The sequence below is a fragment of the Saxibacter everestensis genome (assembly GCF_025787225.1).
Taxonomy (GTDB): domain Bacteria; phylum Actinomycetota; class Actinomycetes; order Actinomycetales; family Brevibacteriaceae; genus Saxibacter; species Saxibacter everestensis.
Map to the genome: position 1 here is coordinate 3,570,905 of NZ_CP090958.1, position 24,051 is coordinate 3,594,955.

At 62.4% G+C, this 24,051-nt stretch carries 17 protein-coding genes and 1 tRNA gene; 11 read left to right on the forward strand and 7 right to left on the reverse strand.

The features are described 5' to 3' along the window. Positions 1–195: 195 nt before the first annotated feature. The 6 genes from allB to LWF01_RS16895 form a co-directional block, all read right to left on the reverse strand. Complete coding sequence (allB, locus tag LWF01_RS16870; protein ID WP_349638534.1) at positions 196–1,569, reverse strand: allantoinase AllB; 1,374 nt, start codon at positions 1,567–1,569, stop codon at positions 196–198. Positions 1,570–1,622: 53 nt separating this feature from the next. Beyond that, positions 1,623–2,540, reverse strand: a complete 918-nt coding sequence (gene uraD / locus LWF01_RS16875) for a 2-oxo-4-hydroxy-4-carboxy-5-ureidoimidazoline decarboxylase (RefSeq protein WP_349638535.1) — start codon at positions 2,538–2,540, stop codon at positions 1,623–1,625. After that, complete coding sequence (pucL, locus tag LWF01_RS16880; RefSeq protein WP_349638536.1) at positions 2,533–3,435, reverse strand: factor-independent urate hydroxylase; 903 nt, start codon at positions 3,433–3,435, stop codon at positions 2,533–2,535. Before pucL ends, uraD begins: the two co-directional genes overlap by 8 nt. Positions 3,436–3,480: 45 nt before the next feature. Then, positions 3,481–4,884, reverse strand: a complete 1,404-nt coding sequence (locus tag LWF01_RS16885; RefSeq protein WP_349638537.1) for a nucleobase:cation symporter-2 family protein — start codon at positions 4,882–4,884, stop codon at positions 3,481–3,483. A 224-nt stretch (positions 4,885–5,108) separates the two neighbouring features. Then, complete coding sequence (locus LWF01_RS16890) at positions 5,109–5,720, reverse strand: helix-turn-helix domain-containing protein (RefSeq protein WP_349638538.1); 612 nt, start codon at positions 5,718–5,720, stop codon at positions 5,109–5,111. Positions 5,721–6,433: 713 nt separating this feature from the next. Then, positions 6,434–6,517 (reverse strand) — tRNA-Leu (locus LWF01_RS16895). Between the two features lie 341 nt (positions 6,518–6,858). On the opposite strand from LWF01_RS16895, the gene LWF01_RS16900 reads away from it, so the two are divergent. The 10 genes from LWF01_RS16900 to LWF01_RS16945 all read left to right on the forward strand — a co-directional run bounded on the left by LWF01_RS16900 (position 6,859) and on the right by LWF01_RS16945 (position 21,975). Then, positions 6,859–7,767, forward strand: a complete 909-nt coding sequence (locus LWF01_RS16900) for an FHA domain-containing protein (RefSeq protein WP_349638539.1) — start codon at positions 6,859–6,861, stop codon at positions 7,765–7,767. 4 nt (positions 7,768–7,771) lie between these two features. After that, positions 7,772–8,278, forward strand: a complete 507-nt coding sequence (locus tag LWF01_RS16905; protein ID WP_349638540.1) for an FHA domain-containing protein FhaB/FipA — start codon at positions 7,772–7,774, stop codon at positions 8,276–8,278. Further along, positions 8,275–9,708 (forward strand): PP2C family protein-serine/threonine phosphatase, encoded by a 1,434-nt coding sequence (locus LWF01_RS16910; RefSeq protein WP_349638541.1) that lies wholly within the window; start codon positions 8,275–8,277, stop codon positions 9,706–9,708. The genes LWF01_RS16905 and LWF01_RS16910 overlap by 4 nt, the downstream gene beginning before the upstream one ends. Then, positions 9,708–11,357: an FtsW/RodA/SpoVE family cell cycle protein gene (locus LWF01_RS16915; protein WP_432761971.1), complete on the forward strand. Its 1,650-nt coding sequence runs from the start codon at positions 9,708–9,710 to the stop codon at positions 11,355–11,357. Before LWF01_RS16910 ends, LWF01_RS16915 begins: the two co-directional genes overlap by 1 nt. Then, the gene (locus tag LWF01_RS16920) at positions 11,354–12,823 is read left to right on the forward strand and encodes a peptidoglycan D,D-transpeptidase FtsI family protein (protein WP_349638542.1); all 1,470 of its coding nucleotides are present in this window, start codon (positions 11,354–11,356) and stop codon (positions 12,821–12,823) included. Before LWF01_RS16915 ends, LWF01_RS16920 begins: the two co-directional genes overlap by 4 nt. Further along, positions 12,820–14,580 carry a serine/threonine-protein kinase gene (locus LWF01_RS16925; protein WP_349638543.1) on the forward strand — a complete coding sequence of 587 codons (1,761 nt, stop codon included), beginning with the start codon at positions 12,820–12,822 and terminating at the stop codon, positions 14,578–14,580. The genes LWF01_RS16920 and LWF01_RS16925 overlap by 4 nt, the downstream gene beginning before the upstream one ends. After that, on the forward strand, positions 14,577–16,520 hold the full coding sequence (gene pknB / locus LWF01_RS16930) for a Stk1 family PASTA domain-containing Ser/Thr kinase (protein ID WP_349638544.1): 1,944 nt from the start codon (positions 14,577–14,579) through the stop codon (positions 16,518–16,520). Before LWF01_RS16925 ends, pknB begins: the two co-directional genes overlap by 4 nt. 229 nt (positions 16,521–16,749) lie before the next feature. Continuing rightward, positions 16,750–18,867: a choline BCCT transporter BetT gene (gene betT / locus LWF01_RS16935; RefSeq protein WP_349638545.1), complete on the forward strand. Its 2,118-nt coding sequence runs from the start codon at positions 16,750–16,752 to the stop codon at positions 18,865–18,867. A gap of 30 nt (positions 18,868–18,897) precedes the next feature. Further along, positions 18,898–20,382, forward strand: a complete 1,485-nt coding sequence (locus LWF01_RS16940; protein WP_349638546.1) for an aldehyde dehydrogenase family protein — start codon at positions 18,898–18,900, stop codon at positions 20,380–20,382. 42 nt (positions 20,383–20,424) lie between these two features. Continuing rightward, on the forward strand, positions 20,425–21,975 hold the full coding sequence (locus tag LWF01_RS16945; RefSeq protein ID WP_349638547.1) for a GMC family oxidoreductase: 1,551 nt from the start codon (positions 20,425–20,427) through the stop codon (positions 21,973–21,975). A 96-nt stretch (positions 21,976–22,071) separates the two neighbouring features. Here the strand turns inward: LWF01_RS16945 and LWF01_RS16950 are convergent, their stop codons facing one another. Further along, positions 22,072–23,595 (reverse strand): MFS transporter, encoded by a 1,524-nt coding sequence (locus tag LWF01_RS16950; RefSeq protein ID WP_349638548.1) that lies wholly within the window; start codon positions 23,593–23,595, stop codon positions 22,072–22,074. A gap of 74 nt (positions 23,596–23,669) precedes the next feature. On the opposite strand from LWF01_RS16950, the gene LWF01_RS16955 reads away from it, so the two are divergent. Continuing rightward, positions 23,670–24,023, forward strand: a complete 354-nt coding sequence (locus LWF01_RS16955; protein ID WP_349638549.1) for a winged helix-turn-helix transcriptional regulator — start codon at positions 23,670–23,672, stop codon at positions 24,021–24,023. Positions 24,024–24,051 lie beyond the last annotated feature (28 nt).

A 24,051-nucleotide genomic window follows, 5' to 3' on the forward strand; every position in this document is an offset into this window, starting at 1 on the left:
CTCGGTGCCGGGTATATGGGAGGTTGTAGGTGTTGTCGTGCAGGAGGGTCGGGCGAACGTACCAGCGCTCTTCGGGACTGGCACTGACGATGGGCTTGCTTCCCGGCAGTCGCGCCCTTGCTCTGCAGCCGTACGACTCCAGGTGCGGCGGCCCCGAGGAATCGGCGTTGACGACACTTTCTTGTCGTCTCACTATCAGGTGTCGGCCGTGGAGTCATCGCCTCTGCTGGTTGTTTCAGCTGTTACCTCCTTACATCGTTGCTGGGCAGGGGGCGTGGGAGTGCTTGCGGCATGGAACTTGCCGTCCGAGGCGGTGGGCATGAGATGCCCCTCGACCACGAGCGGGGTTCCTCGACGCCAGCTCCGGGCGATTTTGCCGGTGAATGTGCGACCGGTGTAGGGGCTTATCTGGTGCTGGTATTGCAGGGCCTCCACGGAGAGTTCAAATTTGTCACTCAGCCTGACCAGAACGAGGTCAGCGTCAGCACCCACGCGGAGGCCCGCTTTAGCCGGAAATCCGAAGCGCTCGGCTGGGGCCGAAGCGAGGAGCCTAGCTATGGTGGGAAGGCTAAGATCTCGCCCATGCATTCCCTCGGTAAGCATGACGGGTAAGAGTGACTGGCATCCCGCGATGCCACCCCAAGATTCGGCAAAGGGCACTTCGAGTTTCTCCGCCGGGCCTGCTGGAGAGTGATCGGAGCCCACCATGGTGATGATGCCCTCGGTTACTGCTGACCAGAGCGCCTCGCGGTTGTCCTGGTCGCGTATCGGTGGAGCGCATTTGGCCAGCGCGCCGAGGCGCTCGACGTCTTCCGCGGTGAAGGTCAAATAGTGCGGGCAGGTTTCCGCGCTGACATCCACTCCGCGCCTCCGCGCCTCGGCGACCAGTGCAGCGCCCTCCCCAGTGGAGAGGTGAACGACGTGGAGGCGGGCCCCGGTAGCCTCGGCCATCTCGATTGCTCGCCGGACGGCTTTCGTCTCCGTGCTGGCGGGACGGGCGCCAAGATAACCCCGGACCTGTTCTGTCAACGTGCCGTCGATTGTGTTCTCGTGTGGTCCCGGATGCGTCTCAGCGTGCACAAGAACAGGCCGCCCGAGTCGCGCGCATGTGAGCATTCCGTTATAAAGTTCATCCTCCGTTACCCCGGGAAATTCGTCTAGTCCGGTGTCGCACATGAAGGCTTTGAATCCGGCGACACCGAGATCGGACAGCTCTTCCAGGTGAGCCAGGTTGCCACCGTGTAATCCGCCGAAGAGCCCGAAGTCGACGAGACTGCGACCGCGCGCGGCAGCGAGTTTGGCTTCGAAGGAGGCGCGATCGACCGTGGGGGGTAACGAGTTGAAGGGCATGTCCAGTACTGTCGTCGTGCCGCCCATGGCGGCGGCGGCGCTTCCGGTGGGCCATCCCTCCCAGTGGGCACGGCCGGGGTCGTTGAAGTGCACATGGCAGTCAAAGACGCCCGGGAGCAGGTGTTGTCCCTCACCGTCGATCTCCTCGCCAGCGCCCGTAAGTTCGGGTCCGATGGCGGCAATGATGCCGTCCTCGACCTGTAGGTCTGCCAGTTCCACGAAACCTGGGTGTACAACCTGTGCCCGCCGGATAGTAAAGGTTCTCCCCACCATCATGAGCCCCGGTAAGTGGTGTAGCCCCAGTTGGAGACGATCAGCGGCACGTGGTAGTGCTGATCGGGTTCGTCCACGATCACCCGGATCGGGACGTCGCCGAGGTAGCGGCCTCCCGATGAGCCAGCACAGCCGGAGAAGTACTCGCCAACTCTGAATACGATCTCGTATTCCCCTGGAATGAAGTCGGCCCCTGAGAGGAGGGCGCTCTCTGATCGCCCGTCGCTATTGGTGCGGCCGCTCGCCACCGGGCACCGGCGATCATGACGGACGTAGGCGACGTCGTACCCCATCCCGGCGCCTGGCGTCCCGTAGGCGGTATCAAGCACGTGAGTGGTCAGGTACCCGGGTCCGCCCGGCTTCTCACTGACCCGACTGATAATGCGGTGCCGAGCGATCTTCTTGATTTCGGCTACACCAGTCTGCACCTCCTTGGCAGTCTGACGGTCCACGCGGCGGTTGAGTTCGGCGATGATCGACGCGGTGTTGGGGTGCTCGCGCACGCAAACCACCCCTGGGAAACCGTGCCGCTGGGTGTAGCGTTGAGCGATCTCGTTGAGCTCGCCCTTGAGCGAGCCGTCGAGCATGGCCAGGCCCGCGCCCTCCTGCTCGCGAGCCGACTCGACTGTGAGGGATCCTTCGTTGAGGTCCGGCCGGGCCAGCTCTGGATGTTCTCCCAGGAGCGCCCGCTGGTCCTTCTCGGACGCATCGTCCAGCACCATCGCAGAGGCTATATACATGTCTGCACGGGAGGCGAACGGCCGCAACGTGGCCACCGCCGCCATGATCCATGGCGCGTGCTCGTAGATGTCGCCGAAGAAGTGGACAAAGTCCTCCTCGGCCAGCGTGTTGATCTCATCGACCGACAGTGACACAGGATGCTCGGAGTCTGTGTCGGCCAGCAGGGTTTCAGGCACGGACAACCTCCCCTTGCAGCAGGCCGGAAGGTTCTGCGGTCGCGTGGTAGACCCGCTTCTCATTGCTGCGGCCAAACCGCGTCATGTCATACTCAACGTGGTGTTGGTTGGGCAGCGAGATGTGGATTTTTGAAATCACGTCGTACTTCTTGAGGACGGCTCGTCCCATGAGATAGATGTCATTTTGCGCCCCCGGGCTGTAGTGATCACCAAACGTGTGAAGTAGCTGCTCACGCACGCCCGTCCACGTCGCGTCGAAGTCAACCTCCGAGCTCTGGGAGTAAGTCCACTCCGCGGTTGCTGTGGTTGCCAGGATCCTGTCGCTTGTTTCTGCCAAAGTCGTCAGATCGTTTTTCAGGTAGTTCTCCCACCCCGACTGGGTTGTCTTGAGCACCTGCAGGTCGGTGATGCCGGCGTTGATCTGAAACGTCTCTCCATCCCCTGAAACGGAGGCAGTCCGCAGGCCAGCGGCCCTCACGAAGGCGTGGTCGTGTCCATCGGTTCCCTCAGGGATTCGGTCCCATAGTTTCTCGGTGATTGAAACTGTGGCCCGATCCGTCAGAGGGCCTGTCGCGCAGTAGTGGCGCACAAGGTCCTTGCCGAATTCCTCAATGCTGGATTCAAAGCCTTGGTCTGCGATGTAATAGACGCTATTGCGGATCGTGTCGGTAGACATCCAGTCAGTGTTGTCGCCATAAAGGTATCCCTGTCGGATCCGGCCCTCTAAGAGGACGTCCACGCGGACATCACTAATGCGATGACGACTACCGTCGCGGTGGACACGCACCAACCTCACGTCCGACTTGCCATAGTCCATGTGACCCATGTCGAACGATCGAGCCTCATCTGGCCTTGCGTCAGGCTGTGGCGCCTCCGCTGTTTCAAATATAGCCATGTCGATATCTCCTAATATGTGTTGTTCTGTCGGACGAGGGTCTCGTCAATTGGTCTTCCCTTGAGCCTCGACGGCGGCCTCTACACCCGCGGCCGTGATCGACGGATCCTTACGCTTGCCCCACGACCATTCGTTAAAGAAGAGGTTGAGCAAGATGGCCAGTACCGCTGCGGCGGTTATACCCGAGTGCAGAACGACCGCGAGCCAGCCGGGTGCGCTGCTCCAGAAATCGGGAGCGAGTTGGGGGATAATGCCCACTCCCACGGTGACGGCAACGATCACGAGGTTCAGGTTGCCATCAAAGCGGACGGTGGCAAGACTCCGGATGCCGCTGGCCGCAACCGTGCCGAAGAGTACGATGCCAGCACCACCGAGCACCGGATAAGGGATGGCGGCCACGACGCGGCCCACGATCGGCAGCAACCCAAGGAGCAGCATCACGCCTCCGCCGGCTGCCACGGCATACCGACTCCTAATGCCGGTTAGCGCAACGAGACCGACGTTCTGAGCGAAAGCGCCGAGTGGGAACGTGCCGAAGATCGGTGCAACGGTCGTTGAAATCATGTCAGCCCGGAGGCCAGCGGTGATTCGTTTCGCGTCCACCTTGGCGCCAATGATCTCGCCGACAGTAATGATCCCTGCGGTTGCAGTCTCGATCATGATGATGAGGCAGACGATGAACATTGACACAATGGCGCCGAAGCTGAACTCCGGTGCCCCGAATGGCATCAGTCCCGGAACGGCGAAGACCGGCCCATCGCCAACGGTACTAAAGTCAGCCTGTCCCATCACGGCAGCCAGAGCGGTGCCGATGATAATGCCGAGAAGGATGGACAACCGCGAGATGGCTCCCTGAAAAAGCCTGCTCAGTAGCATGATGACTACGAAGGTGAAGCCTGCCAGCCCGAGATTCGACATGCTGCCGAAGTTCTCCGCACCTACTCCACCCTGAATCCAGGTAAGAGCGATGGGCAAGAGCGAGATACCGATAACGATGATGATCGACCCGGTGACGACCGGCGGAAAAAACCGGATCACCGCACCAAAGAGAGGCGCCACCAAAAATGCTGCAGCCCCAGCAACAATGATGGCCCCAAAGAGGGTTGGCAGTCCCTGATCTGAAACGATCACCACCATCGTCGACACACTGATGAAGGAGATCCCCTGAACGACAGGAAGGCGCGAGCCGAACTTCCACACCCCTAACGTCTGGAGCATCGTCGATGCTCCAGAAACGAAGAGGCCCGCAGTGAGCAAAAGTGCGATCTCGCCGGCCGATAGGCCGGCTGCCGTACCGACGATGATCGGAGGGGCGATAACACCCCCGTACATAGCGAGGATGTGCTGAGTGCCGTATGCGAGCGTCTGCCAGAAGGGGTACTTCTCATCCTCGGGCGCTACGGGACTCGCGCCAGCTGCTTTTGGACGCCGAAAGATAAATCTTCTCATCGCTGAATGCCTCTCTCACGTAAGGCCGGTGCCCCCCTTAGATCGGGGCCCTCGACAACAAGCTCAGAGTGATTTTGCATCGTGGAAATTGTTTTCCACACGAGTCAATCTATAGCGACTTATAAGTGATGTCAACCACATTATAAGTACCAGCTATCAAGATGCGCGAGCGCTTCGGCCGAATTCAGCGACGATTGGGCCTTACCCTTGAGACGGCGGACCCATTACTCCGCCGGTGTCGAGTGCTGACTTCTCCTGGGGCCGTGGGACGATGTACTGATCACGAACAGAACCCGGGCTGGCTCCTCGCCGACAAGGGCCCATCGGTCATAGATCCCCGCAGGAAGATGAACGAAGTCGCCCGCTTCTAGGACGAACCGCGAACCTTCTTTGATCTGAACGACGATTCCCCCCTCCAGTACAAAGAGACCACTCTCCCCCGCGGTCTGATACCAGTCCTCAATATGCTCCTCCGGAGTGATGGTGTACTCGAGAACGGTCAGCGGAAGTGCATCAGCCAGCAGCAGTGCCCGTATCCCGGCGGTACCCGAGCTCTCGCTAATCGGCAATCGTCGCCCTTCACCCGCTCGTACGACGCTTACCTCAGGCTTAGGCGCTGGCAATAGATCACCAGGGGCGATACCCAGCGCTTGCGCAAGGCGGTACACCGACGTCATAGACGGTGTGCTGATACCCCGCTCGACCTGGCTGAGGAACGGCTGGCTCATACTGGCCCTCGATGCGAGCTCTCGCATGGACATTCCAGCTGCCCGCCGTCGCCAGGCAACCTCCCGGCCGATCAATGCACCGGGATCCGGTTCCACTGCCTCGCTCACCACTCTTTTCCACCCCATCACTACGAGATCGAGCACCATCATGCTCGATGAGAACACAACCAGACAGGACGATCCTGCCCGCGGAGCACCTCTATCTAATCCTTGGACATCTTCCCATTCGCTTCCCCAACCTTCTTCCCTTCCGAAACAGTCTGAGGAATACAATTGCTCCCGACGCAGGACGCCTCCACACTCGCCGTTCCGGCAAGCGGCCAAATAGGCGGTTGACAACTAAAGCTTCTGCAACGGGCGAGCGACATTCGAGGAGTCAGGCACTGCAACGCCGTCGCTGACGAACTCATAGGACTATCCTCGCGCATTGTCCTACAACACTGGACTGACATCATGATGGCTTCCTGTTCTCACCCGCAAACGATCGAACGGGCCTTGATATGAGCCTTTGGCACGGTTCCAGCTGCCTAGCTGCTGTCCCTGCGTCGATTGCGTTACCGGGTCGGGCCTTGACGCGAGCGAGCGACAAATGCAGCAGCTAACTGGCCGGTAACCTTCGACATCTCACCATGCGAGCGTAAATCCGGCCTCGGCGCGTCCTAGCGGCAGCATTTGTCGGCGAAGTCCGCGGGCAACAGGCGAAGTCCGCGGGCAACAAGCGAAGTCGGGCCCGGCCCGGCACACGAAAAACTCCCCACCGACTTAAAGCCGATGAGGAGTTTCGTTTACCCGCTCAAGGTAGATAGCAACCTACCCTGTTGTGCGCGAGGGGGGACTTGAACCCCCACGCCCTTTCGAGCACTGGCACCTGAAGCCAGCGCGTCTGCCAATTCCGCCACTCGCGCGAGCAGATTGAACATTAGCATCTTTCGGGGTGGAGTAGAAAATCGGCGCATCACCGTGCGGTCTTAGGTCACATCGGCCCTGACGAGCGAAGCAATACAAGCAGCAGCAAAGCTGCGTTTAGGGCCTCGCCTGCCGTGATCCACGCCTCATCCGCGACCACAATTTCGCCCGATTCTGGCGGTCGCTGCGGGATTTCTCAGCCTTGCCAAGTAGGGTTTGAAGTTGATAGTAGAACTTTCATCCATGAGACTGAAGTTCCGCAGACACAGTCTGGTCGCTGATTGCTGCCGTAAAAGCGTGCAGCACGACCACGGCTATCCGCTTGGGAAGGAGGCGAACCATGGGCGTACTAGATCGCTTTGAGAAGGGCATCGAGCGTGCAGTCAATGGCGCCTTTGCCAAAGCCTTCCGTTCCGAAGTTCAGCCTGTCGAGCTCGCCGGTGCCCTTCGCCGCGAGACCGATTCCCGAGCGGCCGTCGTCTCCCGGGGCAGGACGCTGACCGCCAACTCTTTCACGATCGAACTTTCCCAGAACGACTTCGACCGGTTCCAGGATCTATCCGACGCGCTTTCCGGCGAACTCCGACAGGTCGTGGGCGAGCACGCCGCAAGCCAGGGCTACAGTTTCGTCGGCCCGGTCACCGTGCACTTCGAAGAGGTCGGCGACCTCGACACCGGCATGTACCGGGTGCGCTCGACAACTCAGCGCCCCGATGGTTCCTCCGCGGCCCAGCCCGCCAATCGCGGCGGCTACGATCCGCAATCCCGATCGCACCCGATCATTCCGGATCCACACGGACAGCAAAGCCACTCCGGCGCAGCAGCCGCCGGGGCGGGCGCTTATGCCGCCGGCCGGCAACGTCCCGGCAACCCGGTGCGCCGCGGCGTCACACCCCCTGGCACCGGATACCCGGGTGGCACCCCGGCTCCTGCCACGACACATCAGGCGACGCCACAGGCTGCCGTCGACATTGACGGCGTTCAGCACCCGCTGACCAAATCAATCACCGTTTTTGGCCGCTCCGGCACCGACGCCGACATCGTGCTGGACGACCCGGGAGTTTCCCGCAGGCATTTCGAGATTCGGCTCGAAGGCACACATGCCACCGCCGTCGACCTCGGTTCAACCAACGGCACATTCATCCATGGCCAGCGGATCACCAAGGTCGCACTGACCGAAGGAACCGTGGTCAGCGCCGGCCGCACCGATGTCGTCTTCACTCTCAACGGCACTGCGAAGCCAACGTAAAACTATGGGCGAACTGACCGTAACCGCACTCCGCTTGGGACTTCTTGTCCTGATGTGGGTATTCGTGCTGTCCGTAGCCGCGGTGCTCCGCCGGGACCTCTTCTCCGCACGAGCCCCCCGCAAACCACGCCCGTCGGCCGAGGCACCGGCAGAGGCGCCCGCACCGCGGAGTCCGCAGCCGGCACCACCCGCAGCTGCCGCTCCGCCGCACCGCCAATTGCCGCCCAACACGCTAGTCGTCACGGAGGGCTCGCTCAAGGGCGCCGTCGTGGCACTCGGAACCGTTCCGATCCTGATCGGCCGGGCACCCGAGTGCACCCTCGTTCTCAGCGACGATTTCTCCTCGTCGCGCCATGCCCGGATTTACCCGCAGCACGGTCAATGGTTCCTTGAGGACCTCGGCTCGACCAACGGCACGACGCTGAACAATACGCCGGTCACGCACAATGTGCCGGTCGCTCCCGGCGTGCCTATCAGGATCGGCCAGACCGTCCTGGAGCTTAGGTCTTGAGTCCAGAGCAGCAGAATTCGCCGCCACCGGCCCTGAAGTTCGTGGCGCGCTCCCACACGGGTTCGGTGCGCTCCAACAATCAGGATTCCGGTTACGCCGGCCCAAATCTACTGCTGGTCGCGGACGGCATGGGTGGCCATGCCGGCGGTGATGTCGCCAGCGCGGTCACCGTCGCGGAACTTGAACACCTCGACTCCGACGATCACGGCCTTGAGGCACTGGAACACCTTCGGCTGGCCATCCTGGACGCGAACGACCGACTCTCCGAGCGGGTCGCGGCCCAGCCCGAACTTGCCGGCATGGGCACCACGGTGACGGCGTTGCTTCGCGCGGATGGACGATTCGCGCTGGCGCACATCGGCGATTCGCGCGCCTACGTGCTGCGCGACGGCGAACTGGCCCAGGTCACCCACGATCACACCTTCGTACAGCTGTTGGTCGACGAGGGACGGATCACACCGGAAGAGGCAGAACGGCATCCACAACGGTCGGTCGTGATGCGCGTGCTCGGCGATGTCGGATCCTCGCCCGAACTCGACCTGTCTATCCGGGAGGCAAAAGTCGGCGACCGCTGGCTGCTGTGCTCGGACGGTCTTTCCGGATTCACCTCGGACGCAAACATCGAAAACGCACTGCATGAGATCGCGGATCTCGGCGCGTGCGCGGACCGCCTGGTGGACCTGGCACTGGAAGGCGGCGGCGCGGACAACGTCACCGTCATCCTGGCCGACGTGGTCGCCGATGCAAACGATGCCACCGAGCGGCACGAACTTGTTGGTTCAGTGCGGATCAACCCCTCGTACTCCCACCGGGTGCACACCGGCGAGGTACCAGAGACCAAGGCCGCGGCCGGAGCGATCTCCGATCTCCCGGTCGAGCTCTCTGCCGAAGACGACAGCAGTCATCCCGCCGACGACAAGGACGGCCGGGAATCCGGGTCCGGGAAGGCCGGTCGGCGGGGCAAGAAGCCGCATGATGACGACGTCGACGATGACGATCTGGCCGACTGGGACGACGAGCATCCGCGCCGTCGACGCTGGTTGCCGCCGCTTGTGATCGGCATCGTGGTCGCGCTTGCCATCGCGGTTGGCTGGGGTTCCTACGCTTACACCCAAAGCCAGTACTTCGTCGGCAGCCATCAGGGCAAGGTCGCCATCTACCAGGGCGTCTCCCAGGACCTGGGCCCGATCCGGCTCAGCCACCTGTACGAGGAGCAGGAGGTTTCAGTCACCTCGTTGCCGACGTACTCGCAGCAGCGCGTTTCGCAGACGATTCCCGCCGATTCGCTCGACGCCGCCCGGCAGGTAGTCGAAAGCCTGAAGAACAATTCCGACAATCCACCGGCACCCGGCCTCGAGGGCCCGACCGCCACCCCGACAGCGTCGATGACGCCAGGGGAGAGGCCAACCGGGGGGGTGAGGAAACCGTGATGTCGTCACTAACGAAGAAGCGCAGCACCGCCCGCGACCGGGCAAATGAGGCCAGGGCGGATCGCGATTCGCGACCCCGCGGTCCTAAGACCCGCCGCGGCGTCGAGCTCCTGCTCACCTGCATGGCTCTGATCATTTCGGTCGGGGCTTACGCGCTGGTCGGCATCGGCACCGAAGGCACCGTGCCGGCAAACGTGAGCTACTACGGCGGTTGGCTGATACTGCTCGCCGTCCTGCTGCATATCGCCGTGCGCTGGAAGGCAAAGTACGCAGATCCAGTCATAGTGCCAATCGCAATCATGCTCAACGGCATCGGCATTGCGATGATTTTCAGGATCGACATCGCCAAGGAGCGGTTCGGTTTCGAGGCCACCGCGGCAAAGCAACTGATCTGGATGACGCTCGGCATCGCCGTCGCGATCGGCATCGTGATGTTCTTGCGCGATCATCGGATGCTTCGCCGCTACACATTCACCTCAGGCCTTGCCGCCATCGTCTTCTTGTTGCTGCCGCTCATTCCCGGCCTTGGTAAGACGATCAACGGCGCCAGGATCTGGATCGGCGTCGGCCCGCTCTCGTTCCAGCCGGGTGAGATCGCGAAGATTCTGCTCGCCATCTTCTTTGCCGGCTACCTGGTCAGCTACCGGGACACCCTGTCACTCGCCGGGCCGAAGTTCCTCGGCCTGCAACTGCCCCGCGCCCGGGACATGGGGCCGATCATGATCGCGTGGCTCGCCAGCGTCGGCGTGCTCGTTTTCCAGCGCGACCTGGGCACCTCCCTGTTGTTCTTCGGATTGTTCGTCGCGATGCTGTACGTGGCCACCGAACGCAAGAGCTGGATCATCATCGGCCTGCTGCTGTTCGCCGGCGGTGCGGTGCTTGCCTCTCAACTGTTCACCCACGTCGGGCAGCGGATCGACGGCTGGTTGAACGCTCTCGATCCCGAGCAGTACAACAAGGAGTTCGGCGGCAGCTACCAGTTGGTCCAGGGCCTGTTCGGCATGGCTCACGGCGGACTCACCGGAACCGGGCTCGGCCTCGGCCGTCCGGACATCGTGCCGTTCGCCGACTCGGACTTCATCATTCCGTCCCTTGGCGAAGAGCTCGGCCTGGTGGGCCTTTTCGCCATCCTGATGCTCTACGTTGTGTTCGTCGAACGCGGTTTGCGGATCGCCCTCGGCGTTCGTGACGGTTTCGGCAAGCTGCTCGCGGCAGGCATCTGCTTCACGATCGGCCTGCAGTGCTTCATTGTGGTCGGCGGCGTCACCCGGCTGATCCCGCTCACCGGTCTGACCACGCCGTTCCTCGCCGCCGGCGGATCGTCGCTGTTGGCCAACTGGATCATCGTCGGCCTGCTGCTGAGGATCTCGGACAACGCTCGCCGTCCAGCGGCGGAGTTCGAGACCGGTGTGCTGCGAGTCATCCCGGATGAGGAACGCCGTGCCGCGGCAAACCTGGAGGACGATACCGCGCTGAACGACGGCGACACCGATCCCAGGCGCCGCGAGGAATTCAGCGATGCGGAACTGGCCGGCTACCAGCACAAGGCAGCACGTTCGCAGGGCGGCCGCACACAGGGTGTGGCCAGGCCGAATCGTCGGGGCGGCAGCTCCGACGATCTACCAACGTCAGGCGGTGAACGTCCTTGAATAAGCCATTACGTCATCTCGCCGTGGTGACGTTCGTCCTGTTTACCCTGCTGCTGGCGTCGACGACGTACACCCAGTTCATCACCGCTGACGACCTGCGCAGCAACTCATTCAATTCCCGCACCCTCTACGAGGAGCTGGGACGGGACCGCGGACCGATCCTGGTCGATGGCGAGCCAATCGTGCAGTCCGTCGCCAGCGACGACAACTACAAGTACCTGCGCACCTATGGCGGCAAGGGCATCGACCCCGAGATGTACTCGGCGATCACCGGGTACTACTCGATCCTGCAGGGGGCGACCGGCCTGGAAAAGGCCGAGAACGACTTGCTGGCCGGCACCGACGACGCGCTGTTCTACCAAACGATGTCAGACCTGTTCACCGGCGAACAGCCGGCTGGCGCGGCGGTCGAACTGACCATCAACGCCAAGGCGCAGAAAGCGGCCTGGGACGCCCTCGGCGGTCAGAAGGGCGCAGCGGTCGCCATTGATCCTTCGACCGGGCAGATCCTGGCAATGGTCTCCAAGCCCGGCTTCGATCCGAACAAGATCGCGACCCATAACGGCGAGGACTCCAAGGCTGCCTACGAGGCGCTGAGCACCGACGAGGACAAGCCGTACTTCAACCGCGCCATCGCCGGCAACCTGTATCCGCCGGGTTCGACATTCAAGCTTGTCACCGCTGCCACCGCGCTGGAGTCAGGTGACTTCAACACGAATTCCGAGCTGAACGGGTCCGCCGCCCTGGACCTGCCGCAAACGACCTCGGTGATCCGGAACTCCAACAAACGGGCCTGCGGGCCCAACGATAAGGTCTCGATGATGCAGGCACTCACTATCTCCTGCAACACCGCGTTCGCCCAGCTCGGCATGGACGTCGGCGCGGACAAGCTCCGCGAGCAGGCACAGAAGTTCGGCTTCGAGACAGATCTGGACATTCCGTTGAACGTCTCGGAAAGCACTTTTCCTGATGATCCCAATGCCCCGCAGACGGCGCAGAGCGCGATCGGCCAGTTCGATGTGCGTGCCACGCCATTGCAGATCGCGATGGTGTCCGCGGCAATCGCCAACAATGGCACCCTGATGAAGCCGAACCTGGTCAAGCAGGTGACTACCCAGAAGTCACTGAGCGTGATCGAGAAGCCGAGCGCCTCGGAGCTGTCCAAGCCGATTTCCGAGGACACGGCCGCCCAGCTCACCGAGATGATGCAGTCCGTGGTGAATTCCGGCACCGGACGCAGCGCGAAGATTCCCGGTATCGATGTCGCCGGCAAGACCGGCACCTCGCAGAACGTGGAGGGGGCTGCACCGCACGCCTGGTTCACGTCGTTCGCTCCGGCGAATGACCCAAAGGTCGCGGTGGCGGTCGTCGTCGAAAGTGGCGGTAATGCCGGGAGCGACGCATCCGGAGCCCAGGTCGCCGGTCCAGTGGCCACAGCAATTACCAAGGCGGTGTTGAACAAATGAGGCCAGCAAGTGGCGTAGTACTGGGCAACCGGTACAAGCTGACCGAAAGAATCGCCGTCGGCGGCATGGGCGAGGTGTGGAAGGGCGACGACGTCGTTCTTTCTCGAGTCGTCGCCGCCAAGATCCTCAAAGAGGAATACACCGGCGACCCGAGCTTCCTCGAGCGTTTCCGCGCCGAAGCCCGCAATATGGGCGCCCTGTCGAACCCCGGGATCGCGGGCGTCTACGACTATGGCGAAGAGGACAATTCGCCGTACCTCGTGATGGAGTACGTGCCCGGCGAGCCGCTGTCCGCCATCCTCGATCGCGACCCGCAGCTAAGCGTCGACCGCACGCTGGATTACGTCTCGCAGGCTGCTCTCGCCTTGCACGCTGCCCATCAGGCCGGAGTCGTGCATCGCGACGTGAAGCCCGGAAACATCCTGATTACGCCGGATGAGCGGGTGAAGATCACCGACTTCGGCATTGCCCGGGTCACCGATCAGGTTCCGCTGACGAAGACCGGACAGGTGATGGGAACCGCGCAGTACCTGGCGCCGGAACAGGCCACCGGCAAGCCGGCGGCACCGTCATCGGACATCTATGCCCTCGGTGTCATCGCCTACGAGGCGCTAGTCGGGGAACGTCCGTTCACCGGCGACAGCCAGGTCGCCATCGCGATGGCCCAGGTCAACGAAGCCCATCCGCCGCTGCCCGACTCCGTTCCGGAGCCGGTGCGACGCCTGGTGGACTGCCTGCTGGCCAAGAAGCCCACCGACCGTCCGCAAGAGGCCAGGAGTCTGGCCGCCGCCGCTGATGCGCTGCGACGAAACGATGTCGCCGCCGCGGAGTCAGCCGTGCCCGAGATGATCACGGATGGCGGTGCGACCCAGGCCACGACCGTGATGGACAGCGGTCCGACGCAGGCCACCACCGTCGTGCCCGCCGCTGCCTTCGGAGCCGGGGCTGCCGCCGGCGCTGCGGCAGGCGGCCGGCACACGCAGAATTTCGATGACGTCGTCGGAGCCGGCGGGGAATACGCGGCCTCCGACGTCTATGGCGACGGCGACCCAGACGCCGAGCAGGTCGACGAGAAGAAAAAGATGTCGAAGGGCAAGATCGCGGCCATCGTGATCGGCATCCTGCTGCTACTCGTACTGCTCGGCATCCTGCTTGCCAACACCGTTTTCAAGCCCACCGCCCCGCCGCCGACCGAGACATCGTCGGCGCCGACGACGGTGGTGACCAGGACCGAGACAACGGAAGAGGAATCGCCTTCGTCTCCGCCACCACCGCAGGAGACCACGGAGGAACCGGAGCAAACCGAGACTTCCGAGCCCGCGGATGAGACCGTCACCATTAACCCGGACGACTACATCGGCCGGGCCGGCGACGAGGTTGCCCAGGACCTGATCGCCAAGGGCCTTCAGGTCAGGCAGGTCCAGGTTGAGAGCGACCGGGACTTCGGTCTCGTGGATGGCATCCGCCCCGGAGGCGACGGCTACACCTTTACCGAGGGCGAAACCGTCACCGTCGAGGTATCACGAGGCAATGAACCCGACCCGTCCGAAACCGAGACCTCCGAGCAGCCGACCACTCCGGAGGATACCGAGGGTGAGACGGATAACGATGACGGCGGCGAGGGCAACGGCAATGGCCGCGATAACAGCGGCCGGAATGGCAATGGCAACGGTGGTGGCGAGGGCTCGCTGAACGACACGACGGCTGAGAACACCGGAGCCGGCACCACGAACAATTCCCATTCGGAGAAACTATGAACGATCGTCGCGTACTAGCTGGACGCTACGAAATTCGATCCATCCTCGGCCGTGGAGGCATGGCCGAGGTTCACGAGGGGCTCGACACCAGGCTCGGCCGAACCGTCGCCATCAAGCTGTTGCGTTCCGACCTTGCCCGTGATCCGTCTTTCCAGGCTCGGTTACGCCGTGAGGCACAATCTGCAGCTGCGCTGAATCACCCGACAATTGTCGCGGTCTACGATTCTGGCGAAGAGGTCGTTCACGAGGCCGGCGGCGAGGACATCCACGTGCCGTTCATCGTGATGGAGTACGTCAAGGGCAAAACCCTGCGTGAAATCATCAAGCGCGAGGGCGGCGCGACGATCCGCGAGGCCCTGGATATTTCGGCAGGCGTGCTGTCTGCCCTGCAGTACAGCCACCGGGCGGGCATCGTGCACCGCGACATCAAACCGGCAAACGTCATGCTGACGCCGAATGGCGATGTGAAGGTGATGGACTTCGGCATCGCTCGCGCGCTGGCGGATTCCGGCGCCACGATGACACAGACCCAGGCGGTAGTCGGGACCGCTCAGTACCTTTCGCCCGAGCAGGCCCGTGGCGAGCTCGTCGATGCGCGAAGCGACCTTTATTCAGCCGGCTGCCTGATGTACGAGCTATTGACCGGGCAACCCCCGTTCACCGGTGATTCTCCCGTATCTGTCGCCTATCAGCACGTGCGGGAAGTTCCTGAGCCTCCCTCGTCGATCAATCCGGCGATCAACGAGGCATTGGACGCCGTCGTGATGCACGCCCTGAAGAAAGAGCGGGACGAACGCTACCAGGATGCCGCGCAGTTCCGCGATGACGTGCTCGCTGCCCGGGACGGCCGTCCGCTGAGCCTTTCCGGCCCGGATGACGATGCCACCGTCGCCATGGGCGCGGCAGGCCTCGTCGGCGGGGCCGCGGGAGCTGCGGCTGCAGCCGGGGCGGCAGGAGCCACCCAGGCCTTCCCGCAGCAGCCGACCGCGGTCTATCCGATGCAAACAGCAAACGGCGCAAACGGCACCGCCGAGTCCGATCCGGCCGAGACAACCTTCGACCGGATGATGTTGGGCGAGGCCGGAGCGAATCCCGGCGATGACGAGCCGCCCGTCGAGGAGAAAAAGAAGAAGACCCGCAAAACGGGCATGATCGTACTCGCCTGCGTGCTCATCGCCGCGCTGCTTGGCGCACTCGGCTACTGGCTGGTCGCGCTCAGCACGGCCGAGCCGGAGCCCGTGACATTTAAGCTCGACAACATGGTGAACGTTCCCGCCAGCCAGGCGGAACAAATCCTGGAAGGCAGAAGCCTCAAGGTCGTTCAGAAGGAACGCAACGATGACGAGGTGGTCGAAGGCAACGTGGCGGCCACCGACCCTGAGGCCGGTACGACCGTTGCCGAAGGATCGACAGTTACCCTCTTCGTGTCGACCGGCCCGGAAAGCATCGAAGTTCCGGACGTGAACGGGCAGACCGAAACGTACGCCCGGCAACTGATCGCACAGGCTGGATTGACCGCGGGAAAGAACAATGAGGACTTCAGCCCGGATGTGGACAAGGGCAACGTAATCCGCACCGACCCGAAGAAGGGCTCAAAGGTCGATCCGGACGAGCAGGTGGACCTGGTGCTGTCCAACGGCCAGATCGAGGTGCCCAACGTTACCGGCGAAGGTAGCAAGTCCGATGCCTGCAAGATCCTGGAATCCGATGACTACCAGCTGAAGTGCAAGACCAAGGACGTGGAAGACGAGAAGGCCGAAGAGGGCAGCGTAATCGGTCAGAGCACCGAAGGTGGCGAGGCCGTCGATCAGCACACCACGATCACCATCGAGATCGCTGTCAAGCCGGAACCGGAGCCAAGCCCTTCTGAGCCGGAACCGACACAGACGGAGACACCAACAATTCCGGTACCCACCCTCCCGGTGCCGCCCGAAGACTGAGGCGCTGTTCGCTGCTGATCGCGAGTCGGCTTGTCCGCCGGCTCCGGACGCTGAGTCTGCTATCCCCCTAGTCAGACGGCGATTTCACTGCTGTTATTGAGGGACTAATACAGCACGGCGCCCTTCGCTCAGGCCCGCCAAGACCGGACCGACGTTGTATAGTCGAAGGTCGCAGAACGCCCCGATGCAATCAGAGATCGCGTTCATTGGCCCGAGCCGTAAGGACAAAATGAGTAAAACCATCGATTCCGGATCTGCCGGGCCCACGTCGCCCTCCGCCAAGAACCCGTTGGCGAAGGCGTCGACACTAAACCGGACAGTCTTCTTCGGCTCGGCCACGGTCATCGTTGCGGTCGCGCTCTGGGCGATCATCTCACCATCGTCTGCCGACCTGGCGATCTCGGCAGCAGTTGGGTGGATCTCCGGCGGGTTCGGTTGGTACTACTTCCTGGCCGCGACAATCTTCGTCGTGTTCGTGGTTTTCATCGCGGTATCCCGATTCGGCCGGGTCAAGCTCGGTCCCGAACAGTCCAAGCCGCAGTTCAGCATGTTCACCTGGGCCTCGATGCTCTTCGCCGCCGGTATCGGCATCGACCTGATGTTCTTCTCGGTATCCGAACCGGTGAGCCAGTATCTCGCGCCGCCCACCGGCGACGGCGAAAGTGTTGCCGCCGCGCGTCAGGCCGTGGTCTGGACCCTGTTCCACTACGGGATCACCGGATGGGCGATGTACGCACTGATGGGAATGGCCCTGGCCTACTTTGCTTACCGTCACAACCTTCCCCTGAGCATCCGTTCCGCGCTCTACCCCATCTTCGGCAAGCGGGTCTGGGGAAAGCTGGGTGACACTGTCGACATCGCCGCCGTCCTCGGAACCATCTTCGGTATCGCCACGTCGCTCGGCATCGGCGTCGTGCAGCTCAACTACGGCCTCAGCTTCCTGCTGGACATCCCGGAGAACGTGGGCGTTCAGATTGCACTCATCGCGGTCGCTGTCATCATGGCGACAGTTTCGGTGGTCTCCGGTGTTGAGAAAGGCATTCGCAGACTCTCCGAGCTGAACGTGGTGCTTGCCATCGCGCTCATGCTGTTCATTCTGTTCAGTGGCAACACACTATTCCTGCTCAACGGCATCGTGATGAACATCGGCGACTACGTCGCCAACTTCACTGACATGACGATGAACACATTCGCATTCGATCAGCCCACGGAGTGGCTCAATAGCTGGACTCTGTTCTTCTGGGCCTGGTGGATCGCCTGGGCGCCGTTCGTCGGCCTGTTCCTGGCCCGAATTTCCCGCGGCCGCACAATACGCCAGTTCGTCGCCTGCGTACTGATCATTCCGTTCCTCTTCATCCTGATCTGGATCTCGATCTTCGGAAACAGTGCACTCGATATCGCGATGAACGGCGGCGCAGCGGGCACCGCGTTCGGTGAAGTCGCCATGAACCAGCCTGAACGCGCCTTCTACTCGATGCTCGATCAATACCCCGGCGTGCCGTTCAGTGCATCCGTTGCCACATTCACCGGACTGCTCTTCTATGTGACCTCTGCCGATTCAGGTGCCCTGGTGATGTCGAACTTCACTTCACGGCTGCGCTCGAACGCGGATGACGGCGCCAAGTGGTTGCGTATCTTTTGGGCTGCCGCTACCGGCCTGCTCACCCTGGGAATGCTCATCGTCGGTGGTGTGACCACCCTGCAGAACGCCACCATCATCATGGGCTTGCCGTTCTCCTTCGTCATGTTCTTCATCATGTACGGCCTATACAAGGCGCTGCGGATCGAAGGGCGAAAGCTCGATAGTCTGCGTGGCACTCTGCCGGGATCATTGTCCGAGCGCACAACACCATCCGACCGCAACAGCCAGCGCACCTGGCGCCAACGGCTGGCGCGGTCGATGTCCTACCCGGGCAAACGCCAGACCGAGCGGTTTATCGACGATGTATGCCGGCCGGCCCTATCCGATGTTGCCGAAGAGTTGCGCGAGCAAGGTGCGGAAGTGAAGTACACCGAGGGTGTGCTCGAATCGTGTGGTCTGACCCACCTCGACCTCGCGGTTTCAATGGGCGACGAAGATGACTTTGCCTACAAACTGTGGCCCGGGGAGTTCGAAACGCCATCCTTCGCCACCCGAACCCAGCGCAGCGAAGACAAGTACTACCGCGTTGAGGTTTACCTGGCCGAAGGAACGCAAGGCTATGACATAACCGGCTACTCGAAGGAGCAGGTCATCGGCGACATCCTCGATCAGCACGAACGCCACCTGCACTTCCTGCATCTTGGCCGGGAATCCCAGTCGACGAGCGGTGCCGACGACGACCCCGAGGCCAGCCTCGAGCACTGAATCTCCCAGTTCCACAAAGAAGGAGGAGCAATGAGCTCACCAGCAAGTCTGTTCATCGATGGCGAGTGGGTGCCTGCGACCGCAGGCGGAACCCGTGACATCCACTGCCCGGCGAACGGCGAGTTCGTCGCCACCGTCTCTGAGGCCGGGACCGAGGATGTCCACCGGGCGATTGCGGCGGCACGCCATGCGTTCGACGCGGGCAGCTGGTCTGCCACCCCGGGACCGGAGCGCGGCGACCTGCTATTGAAAGTCGCCGAGCTCCTGCGCGAGCGCAAGGATGAGTTTGCCCGCGCCGAATCACTGGATACCGGAAAGCGTTTTGTCGAAAGCCAAATCGACATGGACGACATCGCAAACTGCTTCAGCTACTTCGGCAAACTCGCCGGACAGGACGCCGGACGATTGGTGGATGCCGGCAGCAACGATGTGCTCAGCCGCATAGTTTACGAACCGGTCGGCGTCTGTGGACTGATCACTCCGTGGAACTATCCGCTGCTACAGGCCGCCTGGAAGATCGCGCCTGCCCTGGCCGCCGGAAATACCTTCATGCTGAAACCCAGCGAACTCACCCCACACACCGCCATTCTGACAATGGATCTGCTCACCCAGGCCGGCCTTCCCGCAGGTGTCGCGAACCTCGTGCTCGGCGCAGGCGCCGTCGCCGGGGCACCGCTCTCCGAACATCCTGATGTCGACCTGGTCTCCTTCACCGGTGGGCTCGCCAGTGGCAAGACGATCGCAGCGAGCGCAGCCGCCACCGTCAAGAAGGTCGCCCTGGAGCTCGGCGGCAAGAACCCGAATGTCGTTTTCGCCGATGCGGACTTCGAAGCAGCGCTGGACAACGCCCTCAACGCAGCTTTCGTGGACTCCGGTCAGGTCTGCTCGGCGGGCGCGCGACTGCTTGTCGAGGAATCCATCCACGACCGGTTCGTCGACGAACTCACCCGTCGGGCCAGCCAGATCCGGCTCGGCGGTCCGTTCGACGAACAGGCCGAAACGGGCCCGTTGATCTCTGCGGCACATCGGGACAAGGTCACGGCGTACGTCAAGCAGGCGATCGCGGAGGGCGCCGAACTGCGTTGCGGCGGCGAGTGGGGCAAGGGAGAGCTGGAATCCGGCTACTACTACCTGCCCACCGTGCTGGACAACGTACGCCGGGGTAGCACACCGGTCGTCGAAGAGGGCTTCGGGCCGGTCGTCACCGTAGAGACCTTCCGCACCGAGGAGGAAGCCATCGAGATCGCCAACGACACGAACTACGGCCTCGCCGGCGCGGTCTGGAGTCAGGACGCCGGAAAGTGCCAGCGCGTCGCCGGCCGGCTGCGCCACGGCACGATCTGGATCAACGACTACCACCCATATCTGCCGCAGGCCGAGTGGGGCGGATTCGGCCAGTCCGGCGTCGGTCGCGAACTGGGCCCGTCGGGACTCGCGGAGTATCAGGAAGCGAAGCACATTTACCAGAACCTGCGCCCAGCGGTCACAAACTGGTTTCCCCCGCACGCAGACTAACCCGCGCATCCGTCCTGAACATGAGGAAAGGAAGAATTACCGATGCCAGAAAACTATGACTACGTGGTAATTGGCGGCGGCTCTGCAGGCGCCGCCGTGGCCGCCCGGCTGAGCGAGGACCCGGATGTCAGCGTTGCCCTGATCGAAGCCGGTCCATCGGACGTCGACGACGACGCCATCCTGCAGGTCAGCCGCTGGATGGAACTGCTGGAATCAGGTTACGACTGGGACTACCAGGTCGAGCCGCAGGAAAACGGAAACTCGTTCATGCGCCATGCACGTGCCAAGGTGCTTGGTGGCTGCTCCTCGCACAACTCCTGCATCGCCTTCTGGGCCCCCAGGGAAGACCTCGACGAGTGGGCGGCAATGGGTGCGGTCGGCTGGGAGGCGGAAAACTGCTTCCCGGTCTTCAAGCGACTGGAGAACAACGATCAGGCCGGCGATGACCACGGGCACGACGGTCCGGTCCACCTCCGGCAGGTACCGCCCGTGGACAACTGCGGTGTCGCCCTGCTCGATGCCTGCGAGTCGATCGGCATCCCGCGAGTGCAGTTCAACGACGGCAACACCATCACCAAGGGTGCCAACTTCTTTCAGATCAATGTCCGCGAGGACGGAGTGCGGTCATCATCGTCCGTCAGCTACCTCCATCCGATCCTGGAGAGGCCGAATTTCACCCTGCTCACCGGCATCCGGGCTAAAAAGCTGAATTTCGACGCTAACCAGCGCTGCACAGGCGTCGACGTGCTGGACCGGGACCTGTTTCACACCCGCACCATTGCAGCCAACCGCGAAGTCGTGCTCTCTGCCGGCGCCATCGATTCCCCGAAGTTGCTGATGCTTTCCGGAATCGGTCCGGCCGAGCACCTGCAGGAGATTGGCATCGACGTTCTGGTCGACTCGCCGGGTGTCGGCTCGAATCTTCAGGACCACCCCGAGGGCGTCATCCAGTGGGAAGCGAAGCAGCCGATGACGCAGATCTCCACGCAGTGGTGGGAAATCGGCATCTTCTCCACAACAGAGGAGGGGCTGGACCGACCGGACCTGATGTTCCATTACGGTTCGGTACCCTTCGACATGCACACTGTCCGGCAGGGATATCCATCCACGGAGAACGGTTTTTGCCTGACCCCTAATGTGACTCACGCCAGATCCCGCGGTACCGTCCGCCTGCGCAGCATTGATTCCAGGGACAAGCCTAGGGTCGATCCGCGCTACTTCACCGATCCGCACGATATGCGCGTCATGGTTGCCGGAATCAAGCTGGCCAGGGAGATTGTGAGCCAGCCCGCGATGGCCGACTGGGCAGGCCAGGAGCTCTACCCCGGGCCGGAGGTGCAGTCGGATGAGGAGATCACAGACTACATCCGCAAAACTCACAACACTGTGTATCACCCCGCTGGCAGCGTGCGGATGGGAGCTGCCGATGACTCCCATTCGCCGCTCGACCCGGAGCTGCGAGTCAAGGGAGTAACCGGTCTGCGGGTAGCGGATGCTTCGGTGATGCCGGAGCTGACGACTGTGAATCCGAACATCACGACGATGATGATCGGCGAGCGCTGTGCCGACTTCGTAAAGGCCGCCAGCAGCTGACCCGGTCGATAGCGGGGGCGCGGGGGCTCGCCTTTTGCAGGGTCGGCGTAGCGGTTCGGCGACCTTCAGCAGCGAGCCCGCCGGCGGCCGTCGCGCTCAGAGGGTCGTTATCTGCGCACCCACCGGGGTGTCGGTGTCGCCGCCGGACCCCCTGGTTCGACCCAGGGACAAAGCCGCCAGGAGTGAGCTGAAAGCCAGCAGGCCAGCGCAGATCCACGCCGCAGCGTTGAACCCGTTGCTGAAAGCGGTGATGGCGTCAGAAACAATCGCCGGAGTGCCCTGGCTGATCGCGCCGGCCAGCGTTTCGCGTATCTGCTCTGAAGGTGCCCCGGACATTCCGAGTCGGTAAATGATGGCGCCTACACTTCCCAACACCGCCACCCCGAGGCTCACCCCCAGCTCCGTGCTCGTCTCGCTGAGGGCGGATGCCGCACCGGCCTTCTCCGGGGGAGCAGCACCCAGCACAAGATTCGTACCCAGTGCAGTGACCGGTCCTCCTCCTGCGTAGACCAGAACGAAGCCAAGAACCGCGAGCGGCATGTCGGCATTGCCGTCGACCTGGGCAACGACAACGTATCCCGCAGCCGATATCGCGAGGGCGGCGGACACCACAAGCCCTGGTGGGAACCGCCGTGCCAGGATCGGCGCTGCAAGCGAGGCGATAATCAAAGCCACTGCAGCGGGAAGGAGCAGCAGACCCGAGACTAGCGGCGATCGGCCGGCGACAAGCTGGAAGTACTGGGTCAGGAACAGGTAAATTCCGCCCACCGCAGCCGTACTGATGAAGAGTACGGCCAACGCCACCCTGAAGTACCGGTTCCCGAACAATCCGAGGTCCAGCAGCGGATTCGCAACCCGGTCCTGACGCCGAACAAAGGCAACGCCCAGCATGAGGCCAAGAACAACCGAACCTGCTGCAACCCAGGTGAGGCCATGGCTCGCCGCCTCCTTGATTCCGAAAGTGACGGCAAACATGGTGCCTATGGCCAGCAGGACGCTCGGCACGTCCGGGAGGCCCGCCGTCGCGTCTCGGAACTCGGGCAGCAGCGCAGGACCGGCAGCAATCAGCAGGATCATGACAGGCACGCCCAGTAGGAACACCGATCCCCACCAGAAGTGCTCCAGCATCGCGCCACCCACAATAGGCCCGAGGGCAATTCCAGCGGAGAACATGGTAGCCCAGATGCCTATCGCAAGGCCACGCTGCTGACCATCACGGAACATGTTGCTGATGAGCGCCAACGTCGAGGGCATCAGCGTGGCACCGGCGATACCCATGAGTGCGCGGCTGACAATCAGCATCTCCGCCGTGGTTGAAAAAGCCGCAGCCACTGACGCAGCGCCAAAAGCAACAGCGCCAATCAACAGAAGCTTGCGTCGTCCTATCCGGTCGCCGAGTGACCCCATGGTGACAAGAAGCCCTGCGATGACGAACCCGTAGATGTCGACAATCCATAGAAGCTGCGTACTGGTCGGCTCCAGCGCAGCGCTGATGTGGGGAACACCGAGGTGGAGCACAGTGATGTCAAGGGATAGCAGCAGCGTGGGCAGCGCAAGAACGGCGAGACCTGACCATTCCCTGACCCCTGCTGCCTTGGTTGCTTGTTGTGCGTTCGTCATAGCCCTAGTCTTGAGGCATATGATCTACATGGGAAGTACCTACTTAAAAGTACGTACTTACCTGAAAGGAAGTAATGGACAGCACAGACTACGGGCCCTTCACTTGCGGACTCGATGCCGCAATGGACGTGGTGGGCGGAAAATGGAAGCCGTTGATCCTCTGGGAGTTGCATGAAAGTCCCCAACGGTTCAATGCGCTGCACCGCAATCTGGCACGCGTCTCGCAGAAGGTCCTGACGCAGCAGCTGCGTGAGCTTGAAGAGCACGGAGTAGTCAATCGCAGAAGCTTCAACGAGGTCCCGCCCCGCGTGGAGTACTCGCTTACACCCGCCGGCGTGCAGCTCTTGGCTGCGCTGGAGCCGCTGGGAGACTGGGCTGTCGGCCACATCGACACCATAACTGCTGTCCATTCAGCCCACGCGGGCTAAAGCCGGGAACCTTTCGGGCAGATCTGGC